Origin of the sequence: Serratia sp. KG1D (assembly GCF_037150675.1) — a bacterium.
GTDB lineage: Bacteria > Pseudomonadota > Gammaproteobacteria > Enterobacterales > Enterobacteriaceae > Serratia > Serratia nematodiphila.
In genome coordinates this window covers 369,907-387,218 of record NZ_JBAGIH010000002.1, presented here as the reverse complement: position 1 = coordinate 387,218, position 17,312 = coordinate 369,907, and the positions used below count along the sequence as shown (strand labels likewise).

14 protein-coding genes, 6 tRNA genes and 1 other RNA gene are annotated in these 17,312 nt (G+C 60.3%); 7 read left to right on the top strand and 14 right to left on the bottom strand.

Features of this window, described 5'->3' with window-relative positions; all coding sequences use genetic code 11:
• Positions 1-13 precede the first annotated feature (13 nt).
• The 8 genes from fepG to WFM45_RS13550 form a co-directional block, all read right to left on the bottom strand.
• Positions 14-1,051: an iron-enterobactin ABC transporter permease gene (gene fepG, locus WFM45_RS13585; protein ID WP_336956043.1), complete on the bottom strand. Its 1,038-nt coding sequence runs from the start codon at positions 1,049-1,051 to the stop codon at positions 14-16.
• Positions 1,051-2,106 (bottom strand): Fe(3+)-siderophore ABC transporter permease, encoded by a 1,056-nt coding sequence (gene fepD, locus WFM45_RS13580; RefSeq protein WP_015378660.1) that lies wholly within the window; start codon positions 2,104-2,106, stop codon positions 1,051-1,053. The genes fepG and fepD overlap by 1 nt, the downstream gene beginning before the upstream one ends.
• A gap of 213 nt (positions 2,107-2,319) precedes the next feature.
• Entirely contained in the window at positions 2,320-3,327 is a 1,008-nt protein-coding gene (gene fepB, locus WFM45_RS13575) for a Fe2+-enterobactin ABC transporter substrate-binding protein (RefSeq protein ID WP_049278047.1), read from the bottom strand.
• Between the two features lie 193 nt (positions 3,328-3,520).
• A non-coding RNA gene (locus tag WFM45_RS13570) (RtT sRNA) lies at positions 3,521-3,644 on the bottom strand.
• A gap of 75 nt (positions 3,645-3,719) precedes the next feature.
• Positions 3,720-3,795: transfer RNA gene (locus tag WFM45_RS13565), tRNA-Lys, on the bottom strand.
• A gap of 7 nt (positions 3,796-3,802) precedes the next feature.
• A tRNA-Val gene (locus WFM45_RS13560) sits at positions 3,803-3,878 on the bottom strand.
• A 39-nt stretch (positions 3,879-3,917) separates the two neighbouring features.
• A tRNA-Val gene (locus WFM45_RS13555) sits at positions 3,918-3,993 on the bottom strand.
• A 29-nt stretch (positions 3,994-4,022) separates the two neighbouring features.
• Positions 4,023-4,098: transfer RNA gene (locus WFM45_RS13550), tRNA-Val, on the bottom strand.
• A 294-nt stretch (positions 4,099-4,392) separates the two neighbouring features.
• Here WFM45_RS13550 and gltX point away from each other — a divergent pair.
• A complete protein-coding gene (gene gltX, locus WFM45_RS13545) occupies positions 4,393-5,808 on the top strand; it encodes a glutamate--tRNA ligase (RefSeq protein WP_004936379.1) in 1,416 nt (471 codons plus the stop codon).
• A 65-nt stretch (positions 5,809-5,873) separates the two neighbouring features.
• Here gltX and WFM45_RS13540 read toward each other — a convergent pair whose 3' ends face one another.
• Entirely contained in the window at positions 5,874-6,659 is a 786-nt protein-coding gene (locus tag WFM45_RS13540; protein ID WP_336956040.1) for a formate/nitrite transporter family protein, read from the bottom strand.
• A gap of 308 nt (positions 6,660-6,967) precedes the next feature.
• On the opposite strand from WFM45_RS13540, the gene WFM45_RS13535 reads away from it, so the two are divergent.
• Together WFM45_RS13535 and WFM45_RS13530 are read left to right on the top strand one after the other, a co-directional pair.
• Positions 6,968-7,043 (top strand) — tRNA-Ala (locus WFM45_RS13535).
• 59 nt (positions 7,044-7,102) lie between these two features.
• Positions 7,103-7,178 (top strand) — tRNA-Ala (locus WFM45_RS13530).
• 118 nt (positions 7,179-7,296) lie between these two features.
• Here WFM45_RS13530 and WFM45_RS13525 read toward each other — a convergent pair.
• Positions 7,297-8,484, bottom strand: coding sequence for a NupC/NupG family nucleoside CNT transporter (locus tag WFM45_RS13525; RefSeq protein WP_004936373.1), 1,188 nt, complete (start codon positions 8,482-8,484; stop codon positions 7,297-7,299).
• Between the two features lie 377 nt (positions 8,485-8,861).
• On the opposite strand from WFM45_RS13525, the gene WFM45_RS13520 reads away from it, so the two are divergent.
• A complete protein-coding gene (locus WFM45_RS13520) occupies positions 8,862-10,097 on the top strand; it encodes an Nramp family divalent metal transporter (protein ID WP_336956037.1) in 1,236 nt (411 codons plus the stop codon).
• A gap of 41 nt (positions 10,098-10,138) precedes the next feature.
• On the opposite strand, the gene WFM45_RS13515 is transcribed toward WFM45_RS13520, so the two are convergent.
• A complete protein-coding gene (locus WFM45_RS13515) occupies positions 10,139-10,549 on the bottom strand; it encodes a DUF2502 domain-containing protein (protein ID WP_004936369.1) in 411 nt (136 codons plus the stop codon).
• Between the two features lie 222 nt (positions 10,550-10,771).
• A complete protein-coding gene (mgrA, locus tag WFM45_RS13510; protein WP_021505609.1) occupies positions 10,772-11,761 on the bottom strand; it encodes an L-glyceraldehyde 3-phosphate reductase in 990 nt (329 codons plus the stop codon).
• Positions 11,762-11,949: 188 nt separating this feature from the next.
• Here mgrA and WFM45_RS13505 point away from each other — a divergent pair, with 188 nt between their 5' ends.
• A complete protein-coding gene (locus WFM45_RS13505; RefSeq protein ID WP_031300565.1) occupies positions 11,950-13,611 on the top strand; it encodes an alpha-keto acid decarboxylase family protein in 1,662 nt (553 codons plus the stop codon).
• Here the strand turns inward: WFM45_RS13505 and WFM45_RS13500 are convergent.
• Positions 13,608-14,477 carry a LysR family transcriptional regulator gene (locus WFM45_RS13500; protein WP_031300563.1) on the bottom strand — a complete coding sequence of 290 codons (870 nt, stop codon included), beginning with the start codon at positions 14,475-14,477 and terminating at the stop codon, positions 13,608-13,610. The two genes, WFM45_RS13505 and WFM45_RS13500, sit on opposite strands and share 4 nt — an antisense overlap.
• Positions 14,478-14,576: 99 nt before the next feature.
• On the opposite strand from WFM45_RS13500, the gene WFM45_RS13495 reads away from it, so the two are divergent.
• Together WFM45_RS13495 and WFM45_RS13490 are read left to right on the top strand one after the other, a co-directional pair.
• Positions 14,577-15,029, top strand: coding sequence for a multidrug/biocide efflux PACE transporter (locus tag WFM45_RS13495; protein WP_004936357.1), 453 nt, complete (start codon positions 14,577-14,579; stop codon positions 15,027-15,029).
• Positions 15,030-15,095: 66 nt separating this feature from the next.
• Complete coding sequence (locus tag WFM45_RS13490) at positions 15,096-15,788, top strand: aspartate/glutamate racemase family protein (protein WP_044030750.1); 693 nt, start codon at positions 15,096-15,098, stop codon at positions 15,786-15,788.
• Here WFM45_RS13490 and WFM45_RS13485 read toward each other — a convergent pair.
• Positions 15,785-17,032 (bottom strand): ion channel protein, encoded by a 1,248-nt coding sequence (locus WFM45_RS13485; protein WP_021505606.1) that lies wholly within the window; start codon positions 17,030-17,032, stop codon positions 15,785-15,787. The two genes, WFM45_RS13490 and WFM45_RS13485, sit on opposite strands and share 4 nt — an antisense overlap.
• Positions 17,033-17,312 lie beyond the last annotated feature (280 nt).

The window sequence follows — 17,312 nt, the reverse complement described above, 5'->3', positions numbered from 1 at the left end:
TTATCACTCTTCATTATCTGCGGGCCTCTCGGATGAGCAGCCAAATCAGGTACAGGCCGCCGATGCAGACGGTCACAACCCCGACCGGCAGTTGGATCGGCGCGAAAAGATGTTGGGACACCACGTCGGCGCCGAGCAGCAACGCCGCGCCCATCAGCGCCGAGGAGGTCAGGGTGACCGAGGATTGGCCGGCGAGGCGACGGGCGATCTGCGGCGCCGCCAGCGCGATAAAGGAAATCGGCCCGGCGGTGGCGGTGACGGCGGCGGTGAGGGTGACGCCGAACAGCATCAGCCACAGCCGGCTGCCTTCGGCGTTAACGCCCAGCGCGCGCGCCGTGTCATCGCCCATTTCCAGCAGCTGCAGCCGTTTGCCCATCAGCAGCGCGGCCGCGGCCGCCAGCACGATGAACGCCGTGGCGGGCTGGGTTTTTTGCCAGGTCATGCCGTTGAGCGAACCGGCCTGCCACATGGCGGCGTCCATGGCGCGCTCGAGCGAGGCGGTGATGATCAGCCAGGTATTGGTGGAGACCAGCACCGCGCTGATGGCGATGCCGACGATGATCAACCGGAAGCCGGCGATGCCTTGCCGCCAGGCCAGCAGATAGATGGCCAGCGCGGCGAGAATGCCGCCGGCCAGCGCGCCGCCGGCGATGTAATAGTAGCCGCCGTTGAACAGGGTGATGGCGATCAGCGCGCCGGTATAAGCCCCCATGTTAAAGCCGATCACGTCCGGGCTGCCGAGCGGGTTGCGGATAATTGACTGGAAAATGGCGCCGCTCATGCCGAGCGCGGCGCCTAACAACAGCGCCATGGCGATGCGGGGCAAGCGCCATTGGGTGACTACGGTCACCAGGTTTTTCGGCGCCTCGCCGGTCAGCGCGGCAAAAACCTGCTCCAGCGAAAGTTGCAGCGTGCCGTAGCACAGGGCGGCGACGGCCATCGCCAGACACAGCGCCAACAGTGAAAGGTTGACCAGCAGCAGGCGCAGCGGCAGGCGCCCGTTGATGACGCCGTCCGGGCGGCCGATATGCAGCGTATGCGGCAGACTCATCACAGACCCCCCAGCGTTTTCTTGCGGCGCACCAGCCAGATCAGCACCGGCGCGCCGATGAAGGCCGCCACGATGGAAACCCGCAGCTCACCGGCCGCCAGCAAGCGGCCGACCACGTCGGCGCACAGCAGTAAAATCGGCGCCAGCAGCATGGAGTAGGGCAGGATCCAGCGCTGGTCGGGGCCGACCCACCAACGGGCGATATGCGGCACCATCAGGCCGATGAAACTGATTGGGCCGACGGTGGCGGTTGCCGCGCCGCACAGCAGCGTGATGGCGATCACCGCGATCACCTGAGTCAGCACCACGCGCGCGCCGAGTGCGATAGCCAGATCTTCCCCCATACCGATGGTATTCAGCGGCCGGGCGATGAGCAGCGTCAGCAGGCAGCCGAGCAAAATGGCGGGGGCGGTCACCGGCAGCGTGGACAGCGTGCGGATATCCAGCGTGCCGGCCTGCCAGAAGCGCAGTTGGTCGAAGGTTTGCGGATCGATCAGCGACAGCCCGGTGGTGATGCCGAGCAGCACCGCGCCGATAGCCACGCCGGCCAGCGTCAGCCGCACCGGGTTGATGCGCCCGCCCGCCAGCGTGCCGATCAGGTAGACCAGCAGGGTGGTGAGGGCTGCGCCGGCAAAGGCGTAGGCCATGTAGCTTTCGGTGGTGGCGGCGCCGAAAAACATGATGCCGATGACCACGGCGAAGCTGGCGCCGGCGTTGATGCCGAGCACGCCGGGATCGGCCAGCGGGTTGCGCGTCAGCGCCTGAATCAGCGCGCCGGCGGCGCCGAGCGCCATGCCGGCCAGGATGCCCGCCAGCGTACGGGGCACCCGGGCATTGAGAATGATGGTGCTGTCGGAACCGCTCGCGGCGCCCTGCAGGCTGAGCCAGACGGTATGGAAGGGGATGGCTTTGGAACCCAGCATCAGGCTGGCCATGATGCACAGCAGCAACAGCGCCAAACCGATACCGAACCCGGCGATGCGTTTGAAGCCACTGGCGTAAGCTGCGTGCGGTGCGGACGAAAGCGTCCGCTCAGTCGGAGTGGGTACGTTCACACCGGTAACTCCTGTATGATTTTTATTCTCATTGTTATTTGCGTTCATGCGGGGGCAATAGTAGCACGAGTTTACGCCCGCATGCACCCGCCGGTTGGTGGCAAAGGTGCGTTGACGATGTTAATAACTATTGATATTTCAATTGATTGAATGTGAACGTTCGCCCCGCTTGCTGCAAGTGTCGGCAGGGGGCTGACCTGCCGACGGCGTGATTCAGGGCTTTTTGAACAACCGTTCGATTTGATTCAGCATGTTGGTGGCGCTGTAGTAATCGAGGCGGAAGGTGTCGTTGCCGACGGCGTAGACGTGCCGCTGTTCCACCGGCTCCAGATGTTTGAGGAACGGGTTGGTCAGCACCTCTTGCACTTTGCGCTCATTGGTGGCGAACAGGATCAGGGTTTTGCCATTCAGGCCTTCGGCCATTTTTTCGCCGGAGATCTGGATGATGTCATGGCGTTTACCCATGCTGGTGTTGCCTTTGGCGCTTTCCGGCGGGGTGGCCAGTTGGAAGCCGAGCTGGGTCAGCAGTTTGCCCTGGGCGGAACCCGGCGTCCACAGCATGGCCTCGCGGCCGTTGTCGGCATACACCAGCGGAGTGGTGGGCTGCGGCGGCAGCGCGATCGCCTGTTTCACTTGCTCCACGCGCTGCTCGAAACGATCTTCCGCCTGTTTGGCGCCGGCTTCATGACCGGTGATCTCGCCGAGCTCGCTGGCCAGCTGTTGCCAGCTTTTGTCGCCATAGTCGAGCACCAGCGTCGGCGCAATGGCGGACAGCTGGTCATACAGTTTCAACGCCGAATCACCGCCGGTCGCGGCGACGACGATCAAATCCGGCGCGGCGGCGGCGACGGCTTCGGCATTGGGCTCCACCTGGTACAGCCGCTCGACGTGGCGCTGTTTGGCCACCTCGCTCCACTGGGTAAAGAAACCTTGTTTATCGGCCACCAGGGGATTTGGGCTGGTGGCAGCGCTGGCGACCACCGGGGCGTCGATAGCCAACAGCGTGCCGGTGATGGTGACGCTGGTGGACACGATGCGCTGCGGCGGTTTTTCCAGCGTGAATTTCCCTTTGACGCTGTCGATGGTGCGTGGCCAACTGCCGTCGGCAGCGGGGGCGGACGGTTGCTGTCCGTCGCTTTTGTCGTCCGGGCCGCAGCCGCTGAGCAACAGGCTGGAAGTGGCGATAAATGCAATGAACAGCTGGCGTAAGGATAGGGTCATGAGCGGGCTCTTTCTTTCCTTGAACTAAGGCGTATCAATCCGGCTGAGGATTGGCTGCGTGGTGGATGCCGGCTAATTTACCATTCAAGCCGCCAAAATGATAACCATTCGTATCTCAGCGCGTGGTGAATAAGAAGAAAGGGAGGAGAACGGCAGAAACGAAAAAAGCGCCAAAAGGCGCTTTTTTCTGAATTGGTGGGTCGTGCAGGATTGATTCGGCCTGTGGCCTTACCCTGCGGGCAACGCTGCGCGTTGTCGTATCGCTGCGCGATGCTCGAACCTCTACGGTTCTTCATCCTGCACGACTCGCTAAACTATGCCTGCGAGAAGATGAAGTCGGGAGCAGGTGGCGCAGAAACGAAAAAAACGCCAAAAGGCGCTTTTTTCTGAATTGGTGGGTCGTGCAGGATTCGAACCTGCGACCAATTGATTAAAAGTCAACTGCTCTACCAACTGAGCTAACGACCCGTAGAAGTGGTGGGTGATGACGGGCTCGAACCGCCGACCCCCTCCGTGTAAAGGAGATGCTCTACCAACTGAGCTAATCACCCACTTCAGGACTTCCAGGTTACTGCTAAACGAGAGAATGATGGTGGGTGATGACGGGCTCGAACCGCCGACCCCCTCCGTGTAAAGGAGATGCTCTACCAACTGAGCTAATCACCCTCATTCGTTCTCATTTTTTCTCAACAAGATGGTGGGCGATGACGGGCTCGAACCGCCGACCCCCTCCGTGTAAAGGAGATGCTCTACCAACTGAGCTAATCGCCCCGTCTTGTTGGAGTCGCATTATAGGGATAGTTCAAAGTGAGTCAACGGTTTTTAAAATGATTTCAATCGTTCGCCGCAAATTTAGGCAGGGCGCGATAATAATCGCCAGCAGCGCCGATTCTTTGCGCGATGCTATGCGAAACTCGCCGCAAAACGCGCGAAATCGACTGGTGCAATATCGTGTCGGCGTTGAGGAATTAGCGCGTGGTGATACAATGTCGTCCACTCTTTTTTCAATTCCGAGCAATCGTCGGCAACCGCCGACACGCGTTGCGTAATAAGGCAGTGAACCCAATGAAAATCAAAACCCGTTTTGCACCGAGCCCGACCGGCTATCTTCACGTCGGCGGCGCGCGTACCGCACTTTATTCCTGGTTGTTCAGCCGCCATGCGGGCGGTGAGTTCGTTCTGCGTATCGAAGATACCGATCTGGAACGTTCTACCCAGGACGCGATCGACGCAATTATGGATGGCATGAACTGGTTGAACCTGGATTGGGATGAAGGCCCGTATTTCCAGACCAAGCGTTTCGATCGCTACAACGCGGTCATCGATGAGATGCTGGAGCAGGGCACGGCCTATAAATGCTATTGCTCCAGGGAACGTCTGGAAGCGCTGCGCGAGAAGCAGATGGAAAATGGCGAAAAGCCGCGTTACGACGGCCACTGCCGCGACAGCCAGTGCAGCCACACCGACGACGAACCGCACGTGGTGCGCTTCCGCAACCCGCAGGAAGGGTCGGTGATCTTCGACGATAAAATTCGCGGCCCGATCGAATTCAGCAACCAGGAGCTGGACGATCTGATCATCCGCCGCACCGACGGTTCGCCAACCTATAACTTCTGCGTCGTCGTCGATGACTGGGACATGGAAATCACCCATGTGATCCGCGGTGAAGACCACATCAACAACACCCCGCGCCAGATCAACATTCTCAAAGCGCTGGGCGCGCCGGTGCCGGAATACGCGCACGTGTCGATGATCCTCGGCGACGACGGTAAAAAGCTGTCCAAACGTCACGGCGCCGTGGGCGTGATGCAGTACCGCGACGACGGCTATCTGCCGCAGGCGCTGCTGAACTACCTGGTGCGTCTGGGCTGGTCCCACGGCGATCAGGAGATCTTCTCCATCGACGAGATGAAAGAGTTCTTCACGCTGGAAGCGATCAACAAATCCGCCAGCGCCTTCAACACCGAGAAGCTGCAGTGGCTGAACCATCACTACATCAACCATATGCCGGCGGAAGAAGTGGCGGTGCATCTGGCATGGCACGTTGAGCAACTGGGCATTGAAACCCGCAACGGGCCGGAACTGAAGGATATCGTCAAGCTGCTGGGCGAGCGCTGCAAGACGCTGAAAGAGATGGCGGAGTCTTGCCGTTACTTCTACGAAGACTTCAGCGAGTTCGACGCCGACGCGGCCAAGAAGCACCTGCGCCCGGTGGCGCGTCAGCCGCTGGAAGCGGTGCGCGCCAAGCTGGCCGCCATCACCGTCTGGACGCCGGAAAACGTGCATGACGCCATTCAGGGCACGGCGGATGAGCTGGGTGTTGGCATGGGCAAAGTCGGCATGCCGCTGCGCGTCGCGGTGACCGGCGCCGGCCAGTCGCCGGGCATGGACGTGACCGTGCATGCGATCGGCCAGAAGCGTTCGCTGCAGCGCATCGACATGGCGCTGGCTTATATCGCCGAGCGTGAAGCGCAAGCCTGATTCGCAGCTACGCCATAAAGCAAAAGCCCCGAGGAGCAATCCCGGGGCTTTTTTCATGGCGGTTGTCAGGCGTGTTCGCTGGCCGGCAAACCGGGGCGATAGGCGAGGAAATACATCAGCCCGACAAAGCCGGCGCCGCCCAGCGCATTGCCGAGAAATACCGCGACGAAATTAGGCAGGTACTGCTCCCAGCCCATGCCGCCGGCGAAGATGGCCGCCGGGATGATGAACATGTTCGCCACCACGTGCTGGAAACCGATGGCGACAAAAGCCATGACCGGGAACCACATGCCGATCACTTTGCCCGGCACATCCTTGCTGGCGAAGGCTAACCACACCGCCAGGCACACCAGCCAGTTGCAGCCGACGCCGGAGATGAAGGCGTGCAGGAAGTCCGCATCCACTTTGGCCTGCGCGATCACCAGCGTCTTATGCAAAAACGCGCCTTCGGTCAGGCCCAGCAGGTGGCCGAAAAAGTAGGCGACGGCCACGCTGCCGGCCAGGTTGGCCAGGGTGACCCAAAACCAGTTGCGCAGCACGGCGATGGCGGGGATTTCACGAGCGAACCAGGCCATTGGCAAGGTCATCATGTTGCCGGTCAGCAGTTCGCCGCCGGCCAGAATGGTCAGGATCAGGCCGATCGGGAACACCGCGGCGCCCAACAGCGCGCCGAAAGAGCCCCATTCGGCCGGCAGGGTGCCGATGACGTGAATATCCAGCAGAAAGCCGGTGGCGATAAAGGCGCCGGCGAGAAAGCCCAGAATCAACAGATTAGCGAGCGGGGCGCGGCTTTTGTTTACCCCGGCCTGAACGGCGAGGGCGGCGATTTCTTTTGGTGAATGCAAAGACATGACGGACTCGGTTTATAGTAATGAAGTTTATGGCGCGGGCAGTCTATGCCGCTCGGGAGTCCGACTCAAGCGCATTTCGCTAACATTCTGTTAATTAAAAATCAACGTGATATGCAGGGTCTTTCGCCATTTTGAGATGTAGCGCGCAAAATGGATGAACTCTGCGCAAAGTGATGATTTTTTGGCGCCAAAGATGCTGATTTGGCGGCTTTTTCAACGCTTGATTCAGTAATTCAATTTAGCCGTTGACAGCTTTGAGCGGGTTTCATATTATGCGCCCCGTTCACAGCACAAAGTGATTGTGGAACGGGGCTATAGCTCAGCTGGGAGAGCGCTTGCATGGCATGCAAGAGGTCGACGGTTCGATCCCGTCTAGCTCCACCAACCTTCTTCTCAGAAAGGTTGAGGATACCGTAACGCCGGTCAAAGCGTACCACTTTTGTGGGGCTATAGCTCAGCTGGGAGAGCGCTTGCATGGCATGCAAGAGGTCGACGGTTCGATCCCGTCTAGCTCCACCACCATTTAAAAAGCCGACCTTAGGGTCGGCTTTTTGCTTTGCGTCATTTAACCTTCGCCGAATGCCGGCCAATAAAAAAGGCGCCCGCAGGCGCCTTGTTATCGCAGTCGGTTCGAGGCTTAGCCCAGCACCAGACCCGCGATGGAAGCGGACAGGATGCTGACCAGCGTAGAGCCGTACACCAGCTTCAGGCCAAAGCGTGACACCACGTTGCCCTGGTGTTCGTTCAGGCCCTTGATCGCACCGGCCACGATGCCGATGGAAGAGAAGTTGGCGAAGGACACCAGGAACACCGACAGGATCCCCAGGCTGCGCGGCGACAGCTCGGCAGAGACTTTCTGCAGTTCCATCATGGCCACGAATTCGTTGGAAACCAGCTTGGTGGCCATGATGCTGCCAACCTGCAGGGCTTCGTGCTTAGGAATGCCCATGATCCAGGCGAACGGATAGAAGAAGTAACCGAGGATTTCCTGGAAGCTCAGGCCGAAAATGGCGCTGAACACACCGTTGAGCGCGGCGATCAGGGCGATGAAGCCAATCAGCATCGCGGCGACGATAATCGCTACTTTGAAGCCCGCCAGGATGTATTCACCCAGCATTTCAAAGAAGCTCTGGCCTTCGTGCAGGTTGCCGAGGTGCAGCTCTTCTTCTTTATTGGTGTCGTACGGGTTGACCAGCGACAGCACGATAAAGGTGCTGAACATGTTCAATACCAGCGCCGCCACCACGAATTTGGCGTCCAGCATGGTCATATAGGCGCCGACGATGGACATGGAAACCGTAGACATCGCGGTCGCCGCCATGGTGTACATGCGCTTTTCCGACATCTTGCCCAGGATATCCTTGTAGGCGATGAAGTTTTCGGATTGGCCCAGGATCAGCGAGCTGACGGCGTTAAACGACTCCAGCTTGCCCATGCCGTTCACTTTCGACAGCACGGTGCCGATAATGCGGATGATGAACGGCAGCACCTTGATGTACTGCAGAATACCGATCAGCGCCGAAATGAAGACGATCGGGCACAGCACCTTCAGGAAGAAGAACGCCAGGCCTTTGTCGCCCATGCCGCCGAACACGAAATCAGTCCCTTGTCCCGCAAACCCGAGCAGTTTGTCAAACAGCGCGGCGAATCCTTTTACGAAGCCCAAACCCGCTTCCGAATGCAGGAAAAAGTAGGCCAGCAGTACTTCGATAACCAGTAGTTGAATAACATAGCGAATGCGGATGCTTTTACGATCGCGGCACACCAACAGGGCCAGGATCGCTACCACCACTATCGCCAACGCAAAGTGCGCAATATGGGACATGTTTGCTCCAAATTTGAGGCAGGCTGAATTTCGGCTGTCATTTTATGTAACGCTACGTTTAAAAACGAGACTTCTATTGCAAATATGGAAAATCATAGTGGGAGTTCTCCTAAAGTGTTGCGCAAAAGCATAAAAAATCAAGATGTTAAAGCAGCAATAGGAAATTCGTATTCTTGTGCTAACCTGTCTTTCAGGGGGATTGCAGCCAAAATCCCATCAGAAAAGCACGGAAATCGGCAAGCTCCGCGCTGAACCCTTCGATAAAACCGTTAATGTTGGCTATTACAGAGATAAGTTTTACCGCTCTAAATGCGCTTGATAATTATTATCATTTATATAGAGTGGAGATAAACGTAATTTCAGTAAGGGTTCAACATATGCTGAACAGTCGCGTGGTTGAAACCACCTCCGGTCGCTCCGCCAGAAAAATCAAACTCTCGCTCATGGGGCCCGCCTTTATCGCCGCTATCGGCTATATCGATCCCGGCAACTTCGCCACCAACATCCAGGCTGGCGCCTCATTCGGCTACAGCCTGCTGTGGGTGGTGGTTTGGGCCAACGTGATGGCGATGCTGATCCAGCTGTTGTCCGCCAAGCTGGGCATCGCCACCGGGAAAAATCTGGCCGAGCATATTCGCGATCGCTTTCCGCGGCCGGCGGTGTGGGCCTATTGGGTACAGGCGGAGATCATCGCCATGGCGACCGATCTGGCTGAGTTTATCGGCGCGGCGATCGGCTTCAAGCTGCTGCTCGGTGTCTCTCTGTTGCAGGGCGCAGTGCTGACCGGCATCGCCACCTTTTTAATTCTGATGCTGCAAAAACGCGGGCAAAAGCCGCTGGAGCTGGTGATCGGTGGGCTGTTGTTGTTCGTCGCCGCCGCTTACATCGTCGAGCTGGCGTTCTCCCAGCCGCAGTTGGCGCCGCTGCTGAAGGGGATGGCGCTGCCCGATTTGCCTAACGGCGATGCGGTATTCCTGGCTGCCGGGGTATTGGGCGCCACCATCATGCCGCACGTGATCTATCTGCATTCGTCGCTCACCCAAATCGGCGGCGAGCACGACAAGGTGGAACGCTATGCCGCCACCAAAGTCGACGTCGCCGTGGCTATGACCATCGCCGGTTTCGTTAATCTGGCGATGATGGCCACCGCCGCCGCCGCGTTTCATTTCAGCGGCCACAGCGGCATCGCCGATCTCGACGTGGCTTACCTGACGCTGCAACCGCTGCTCGGGCACGCCGCCGCCACCGTGTTCGGCCTGAGCCTGGTGGCCGCCGGCCTCTCTTCTACCGTGGTGGGCACGCTGGCGGGGCAGGTGGTGATGCAGGGGTTCGTGCGTTTCCATATTCCGCTGTGGCTGCGGCGCGCGGTGACCATGCTGCCGTCGTTTATCGTCATCATGTTGGGGATGGATGCGACGCGCATTCTGGTGTTGAGCCAGGTGCTGCTCAGCTTCGGCATTGCGCTGGCGCTGGTGCCGCTGCTGGCTTTCACCGGCAATCGGGCGCTGATGGGGGAAATGGTCAACGGCCCGCTGGTGCAAAATCTGGGCAAGCTGATCGTACTGGTGGTGGTGGGATTGAACGGCTACCTGTTGATCGGCAGCGTGCTGTAAGCGAAAACAGTGCGGGCCGGCGCAACGCCGGCCCGTCGTCGTTAATCGCGGTCGTCATCGCCGTGGCGGCGCCAGCGATCGCGGTCATGATCGTGATGGTGCTTTTTCTCTTTCTTCCAGTGGTGCTTATCGTAGTGTTTGTCGTATTTACGATAGCGTCCTTCATGATAGTAATAGTGTTTACGCCAGTAGTCGCCATCGCGCCAGCGATAACCGTCCCAGTAGTAACCGCGACGGCTGCGGTCGCCGAGATAACGGCCCTGATGGCCTTGCCACCAGTCGCGATCCCGCCAATCGTAACCATCCCAATAGCGGCCGCGGTTATCCTGATCGCCGATGCGCAATGAAACGCCCGGCATCAGATCGATGCTGATCCCTTCGGCATGCGCCTGCTGTGCGGCGGGCAGTACCGTCGCCGCCAAAATGGCGGCCAAGAGCAGAGGTTTAAACATGGCTTCTCCTTCCCGCTTGCGCGGCCTGGCCGTTTGTCACTTTATGAAGCGCGTTCATCAGTTTAAAAGCGGCCTTATCGTTATTTTTGCTGCAATATCGGCATCATAGCGCCGGCGTATAGGGTTGAATCTGAGAGCCACTCTGAAAATGATGCAGGAAGTTAAGATTTGAGATTTTTCTGGAGTATCGCCGCTCGATTGAACGGCGGAATTTGTAAGCGATTACAATAAGATGTTCTCGATCTGCGCGAGCTCTTCTTCACTGAAGTGACGATTGGCCAGCATGCCCACCGCGTCTTCTATCTGCGCATTCTTGCTGGCGCCGATCAGCACTGAGGTCACGCGATCGCCGCGCAGCACCCAGGCCAGCGCCATCTGCGACAGCTTCTGCCCGCGTTGCCGCGCCAGCGCATCGAGGCGGCGCACCTTGTCCAGTCGCTCGGCGGTCAACTGCTCCGGCTGCAGGAAGCGGCTGCCGCTGGCGGCGCGGGAATCTTGCGGGATGCCGTGCAGGTAGCGATCGGTCAGCAGGCCGCCCGCCAGCGGCGAGAAGGCGATAGATCCGACGCCATGTTCTTCCAGCGTATCCAGCAACGCCGTCTCCGGCCCGCGTTCCAACATCGAATACTTCGGCTGGTGGATCACGCACGGCGTGCCGAGCCGCTGCAGAATGGCGAAGGCCTGTCGCGCGCGCTCGGCCGGGTAGTTGGACAGGCCGACATACAGCGCTTTGCCCTGGCGCACCAGCAGATCCAGCGCCGCCATGGTTTCTTCCAGCGGCGTGTCCGGATCCGGCCGATGATGATAAAAGATATCCACATACTCCAACCCCATGCGCTTCAGGCTCTGATCGAGGCTGGCGACCAGGTACTTTTTCGAGCCCCAATCACCGTAGGGGCCGGGCCACATGGTGTAACCGGCTTTGGATGAGACGATCAGCTCATCGCGCCAGGCCCGCAGATCGGCGTTGAGAATGCGGCCAAAGTTCTCCTCGGCGGCGCCGGGCGGCGGGCCGTAGTTGTTGGCCAGATCGAAATGGGTAATGCCGCGATCGAAGGCGCAGCGGATCAGGCCGCGGGCGTTATCGTACAAAGTGGCGTCGCCGAAGTTGTGCCACAGGCCGAGTGAGACGGCGGGCAGCTTCAGCCCGCTGCGGCCGCAGCGCCGGTATTCCATATCTTGATAACGCGAGGGGGAGGCTGGGTAAGACATAGTTATCCTTGTCGGCGAGAGGTGAAGTGCTTTGAGTGTATACGTTTCCACACCGCGTTGCCGCGGGAGCGATCACGGCGCCGGCATGTAACGCCAGGTTGCCGTTCGATGCGGGAGCGTTTGTTCGAAATTTGAACGGCATCTTCGATAATTAAGATAATCGCTTCAGCTGCAGACAGGTGATGATCATGACTCAGACCTATACGGTGGCCGATTATCTGCTCGATCGTCTGGCCCAAATCGGCATCCGTCATTTCTTCGGCGTGCCGGGGGATTACAACCTGCAATTTCTCGATCACGTCCTCGCGCATCCGCAAATCACCTGGGTAGGCTGCGCCAACGAGTTGAACGCCGCCTATGCGGCTGACGGCTATGCGCGCTGCAAACCGGCGGCCGCGCTGCTCACCACCTTCGGCGTGGGGGAGCTGAGCGCGTTGAACGGGGTGGCCGGCAGCTACGCCGAATACCTGCCGGTGATCCACGTGGTTGGCACGCCGGCGCAGCGCGCCCAGCGCGCCGGTGATTTGCTACACCATTCGCTGGGGGATGGCGACTTCACTCATTTCGCCCGGATCGCCAAAGAGGTGACCGTCGCGCAGGCCGACCTGACCGCCGACAACGCCGCGCTGGAGATAGACCGCCTGATCGGCGCCGCCTTGCTGGAGCATCGCCCGGTTTACCTGATGTTGCCCAGCGACGTCGCGCAGGCGCCGCTGCCGAGTAAACCGGCGCCGCTGATGCTGCGCCAGGCCAAACTGTCGCAGAGCGCATTGCAGGCGTTTATCGCCGCAGCGCGTGAAAAGCTGCTGTCGGCACGGCGGGTGTCGTTGCTGGCGGACTTCCTGGCCGATCGCTTCGGCGCCGAAGCGGCGCTGGACGAGTGGCTGCAGGAGGTCGATATGCCGCACGCGACGCTGTTGCTCGGCAAGGGGCTGCTGGACGAGAACCGCGCCGGTTTCGTTGGTACCTACTGCGGCGGCGCCAGCGATCCGGCGGTGAAACAATTGATCGAAAACGCTGATGTGGTGATCAACGTCGGCGTACGCTTGACCGACACCATTACCGCGGGATTCACGCATCATCTGCCGGTGGAAAAATGCATCGATATTCAACCGTTCGAAGCCTGGGTCGGGCGGCAGCGCTTTAGCCGCATTCCGATGCGCGAGGCGGTGCAGGCATTGCACCGCCTGAGCCTGTCGCTGGCGTCGCGTTGGCCGTTGCCGCCGATCGTCCGCCCGGCGCTGCCGGAAGGCGATGGGGAAGGGCTGGATCAGCACGCCTTCTGGCGGCAAGTACAGGATTTCCTGCGGCCGGGGGATATCGTGCTGGCCGATCAGGGCACCGCCTGTTTCGGCGCGGCGGCGCTGACGTTGCCGCGTGGCTGCCGCCTGATCGTGCAGTCGCTCTGGGGATCGATCGGCTATACCCTGCCGGCGACGTTCGGCGTGCAGACCGCCGAACCGCAGCGCCGGGCAGTATTGCTGATCGGCGACGGCGCCGCGCAGTTAACCGTGCAGGAACTGGGATCGATGCTGCGCGACGGGCTTAAACCGGTGATCTTCGTGTTGAACAATCAGGGGTATACCGTTGAGCGCGCGATCCACGGGCCTGAGCAACGTTATAACGACATCGCGCGTTGGAACTGGACGCAGTTGCCGATGGCGTTGGCCGGTGATCGGCCGGTGAAGGCGTTGCGGGTCAGCGATCCGGACGGATTGCGTCAGGCGCTGCGCGAGGTAGCGGACGACGAGCGGCTGGCCTTCATCGAAGTGATGCTGCCGAAGATGGACATTCCGGAACTCCTCGATACCGTCTCTCGCGCCATTCAGGCGCGCAACGCCGCCGCTTAAGGCAGGGTGTCGCCCAGCAGGCGCTCCAGCATCCAGAACCCCGCCGGGCCCGGCGGGGTCAGTTTGGACCAGACCGCATCCACCGAAATCAGTTTGGGCCAGCCGCGCGGTCGCAGTTGGGTGAGTCTGTCGTGGCCGTATTGCTGCACCAGCCAGTGCGGCAACACCGCCCAACCGAATCCCTGTTCCGCCATCTCCAGCAGCAGCAGATAGCTGGGCGCCGACCAGACCAGGCCACCCTGTCTGGCCGCCTCGGCGCCGGTGTAGGTGTTCAGGATCAACTGGCGGGTGCTGGACAATTGCTCCGGCGTCGGCGCAGCGACCTGCGCCAGCGGATGCTGATGGGCGACGAACAGCCCCATTTCGGTCTGCTCAGGCAGCCGGGAGAAGGCGATATCCGGCGGATAACTTTTTTGCACTTCCACCATGCCCAAATGCGCGCGGCCGCTTTGCAGCAGATCGATAACGTCGCCTTCCTCAGCGATCATCCATTCCAGCTCAATCTCCGGGTAGCGCTGTTCGAACAGTTGCATCAACCGATCGTGATGCTTGGGCTGGTAGGTATCGGAAAACACCATGCTCAGGCGCGGTTCAACCTCGCCCGCCAACTGAATGCTCAGGGCGTCGAGGCGTTCGCTGGCGGCGAGGATCGCCTGCACATGTCCCAGCACTTTGCGGCCGGCAGCGGTGAGCACCGGCTGGCGCGCGCCGCGATCGAACAGGGTCAGCGCCAGGTCCGCCTCCAGATTGGCGATGGCGGTGCTGATGGTGGATTGGCTTTTGCGCAATTTGCGCGCGGCGGCGGAAAACGAGCCGAGGGCGGCGGCTTCGACAAACGCGTGCAGCGCTTCCGGGGAATAGTGCATAATCTATCTACTTTATCGATGGAACCTATTTTTAATCTACCCAAAAAAGCGATGATAATCACTTGGCTTTCGCAACAACTGTTGAAAAAAAGGTGATGTATGCAACTGCAAAACAAGTCTCTCATTGAACGTATCGTCCACGCCGTCGGTTTCGAGGCCATCGCCGTGATGGTTTGCGCCCCGCTGGGCGCGTGGCTGCTGAACCGTTCAATGGTGCAGGTCGGTGCGTTGGCGGTAATGCTCTCCACCGTCGCGATGCTGTGGAACATGGTTTACAACACGGTGTTCGACCGCCTGTGGCCGGTCAGCCGGGTGGTGCGTAACCTGAAGGTGCGTGCGCTGCACGCCGTCGGCTTTGAAGCCGGTTTTATCCTGATCGGCGTGCCGATCGCCGCCTGGATGCTGAGCATCTCCTGGACGCAGGCGTTTATGCTGGAAATCGGTTTCTTCCTGTTCTTCCTGCCGTACACCATGGCCTATAACTGGCTGTACGACATGCTGCGTCAGCGCTGGTTCGAGGCGCGCCAGCCGATCAATTCCGGCGCCAAATAAGGCGTCGTCAGACCGACGATTCTCAGGTAAGGTCAGAGGATCGTCGGAAATGCTGAGGAACGAAGGATGAAAGTGTTGGGTCTGCTGGGCGGCATGAGCTGGGAATCCACCATTCCGTATTACCGCACCATCAACGAACAGGTAAAGGCGCGCCTCGGCGGGCTGCATTCGGCCAAAATCGTGCTCTACAGCGTCGATTTCCAGGAGATTGAGCGCTTGCAGCACCAGGGCGATTGGGACGGCGCCGGTCGGCTGTTGGCCGCCGCCGCGGTGGCTTTGCGCGCCGCCGGCGCCGAAGCTATTGTGATCTGCACTAACACCATGCATAAGGTGGCGGAGGCGGTCGAGCAGGCCAGCGGTCTGCCGCTGATTCACATCGCCGACGCCACGGCGCTGCAGGTGCGGGAAAAAAACATTCGCCGCGTTGGGCTGCTGGGCACGCGCTTTACCATGGAGCAAACCTTTTACCGCGGCCGCCTGCAGGAATTGCACGGCATCGACGTGGTGACGCCGGTCAGTGCCGATCGCGACATCGTACACCGCATCATCTATGACGAGCTGTGCCTCGGTAAAATTCGCGACGCCTCGCGCGACGAGTATCGCCGGATTATCAGCGATCTGGAACAGCAGGGGGCGCAGGGGATTATTTTCGGCTGCACCGAAATAGGCTTGCTGGTGAGCGAGCGGGATGCGTCGGTGCCGGTGTTCGACACCACTGCAATCCACGCCCGCGCCGCCGCGGCGTTCGCGCTGGCCTAATCGTCGCGCGGCGGTTGCCGGCGGTTTACCAGCATCAGCGGTTTGCCCGCCAGCGCCAGCCAGGCGGGCAGCATCACGATGCACAACACCGGCAGCAGGTGCAGATCCGGCACCACCGCCACCGCCATAAACAGGCTCAGCCAGCCGTCGCGCGTCACCACCAGCACCAGCCCCATGATGGCGCAGGAGACGGTGATCGCCGCCGGCACCGCCGGAACATGCTGATGCAGCATCAGGCCCAGCGCCGCGCCGACGAACACCGCCGGGAAGATGCGCCCGCCGCGAAAACCGCAGGCGGCGGCGATCACCAGCGCCGCCAGCTTGGTCAGGGTAATGGTCAACAGCGCCGGCACCGAATAGCTGTCGTCCACCGCCAGGCGTTTCATCTCATCCAGCCCCTTGAACAGGGTAATCTCTCCGCCCAACAGCGCCAGCAGGCCCAGCACAAAGCCGCCCAGCCCTAACATCAACACCGGATTCTTCATTGAATGGAACAGGCGGTGAACGTGCGGGAAACACCACAGCGCCACCATGCCGAGCGCGATGGCGATCAGCGCCACGATGGCGCCGCTGAAAATGTCCGGCAGCCGCGTCACGTCGTAGGCATCGAGCTGCAGGGCGAAATTGGGCACGAAGAACATCTGCGTGGTGACCGCGCCGGCGGCGGCAGCCACCAGAGGGGCGAACAGCCGATCCCACAGCGGCGTTTCGTTATTGCCGGCCAGGGTTTGCGAAAAGATCAGCGCGGCGGCGACCGGTGTGCCGAACATTGCGCCGATGGTGCCTGCCGCCGCCAGGATGATCCAGTCCATGCGCGGCACCTTCGGCAGCAGGCGCGCGCCGGCCGCCGCCACCAGTGCGATGTTGATGGCGGTGATCGGGTTCTCCGGCCCCAGACTGACGCCGCCGGCCAGGCCGACAATCAGCGCCAACCCCAACCCCGGCAAGGCGGAGAGCGGCAGCGGCATGCCGATCAGCGATTCCGTCGCCGGATCCGGCCCGGCGTGACCCGGCATATAACGCACGATCAGGCCGACTGCCACGCCGGTCAGCGTCAGCATCGCAACCGGCCACCAGGGCGACTGGGCGTCCAGGCTCAGCGCATCGGGCAGCGTCACCCACAGTAATTGCTGCAATGCGGCGGCAATTTTCATCACCAACAGCAGCACCAGACTGGAAACGGAACCGATAATCAGCGCAGGCAAAGCAAAGGCCAACATGGCATTGGCGCGCGGATGCAGCATGAATAATCCCTTGTCGATGCCTCTCTGCAGGGCAGGGAGAGCGGGTGGTTGGGCAGTGGCCACAGCTTGCCAGACTATCGGCGCGCAGGCACGCATTGATATTGCCCGGCGGCGATGACGGTTAACAGACGCCGGGGGGCGTTTTTTGCCGCAATTTGTTTCAAATCGCGGCATAGCGGACAAGCTGAAACGTTTTTTGTGATCCGGATCGCTATTGAGGTGCAGATCCGAGGCGGGTGATTGTTGTTTTCGCAGCAGGATTTTACAGTGTGGGCAGCGT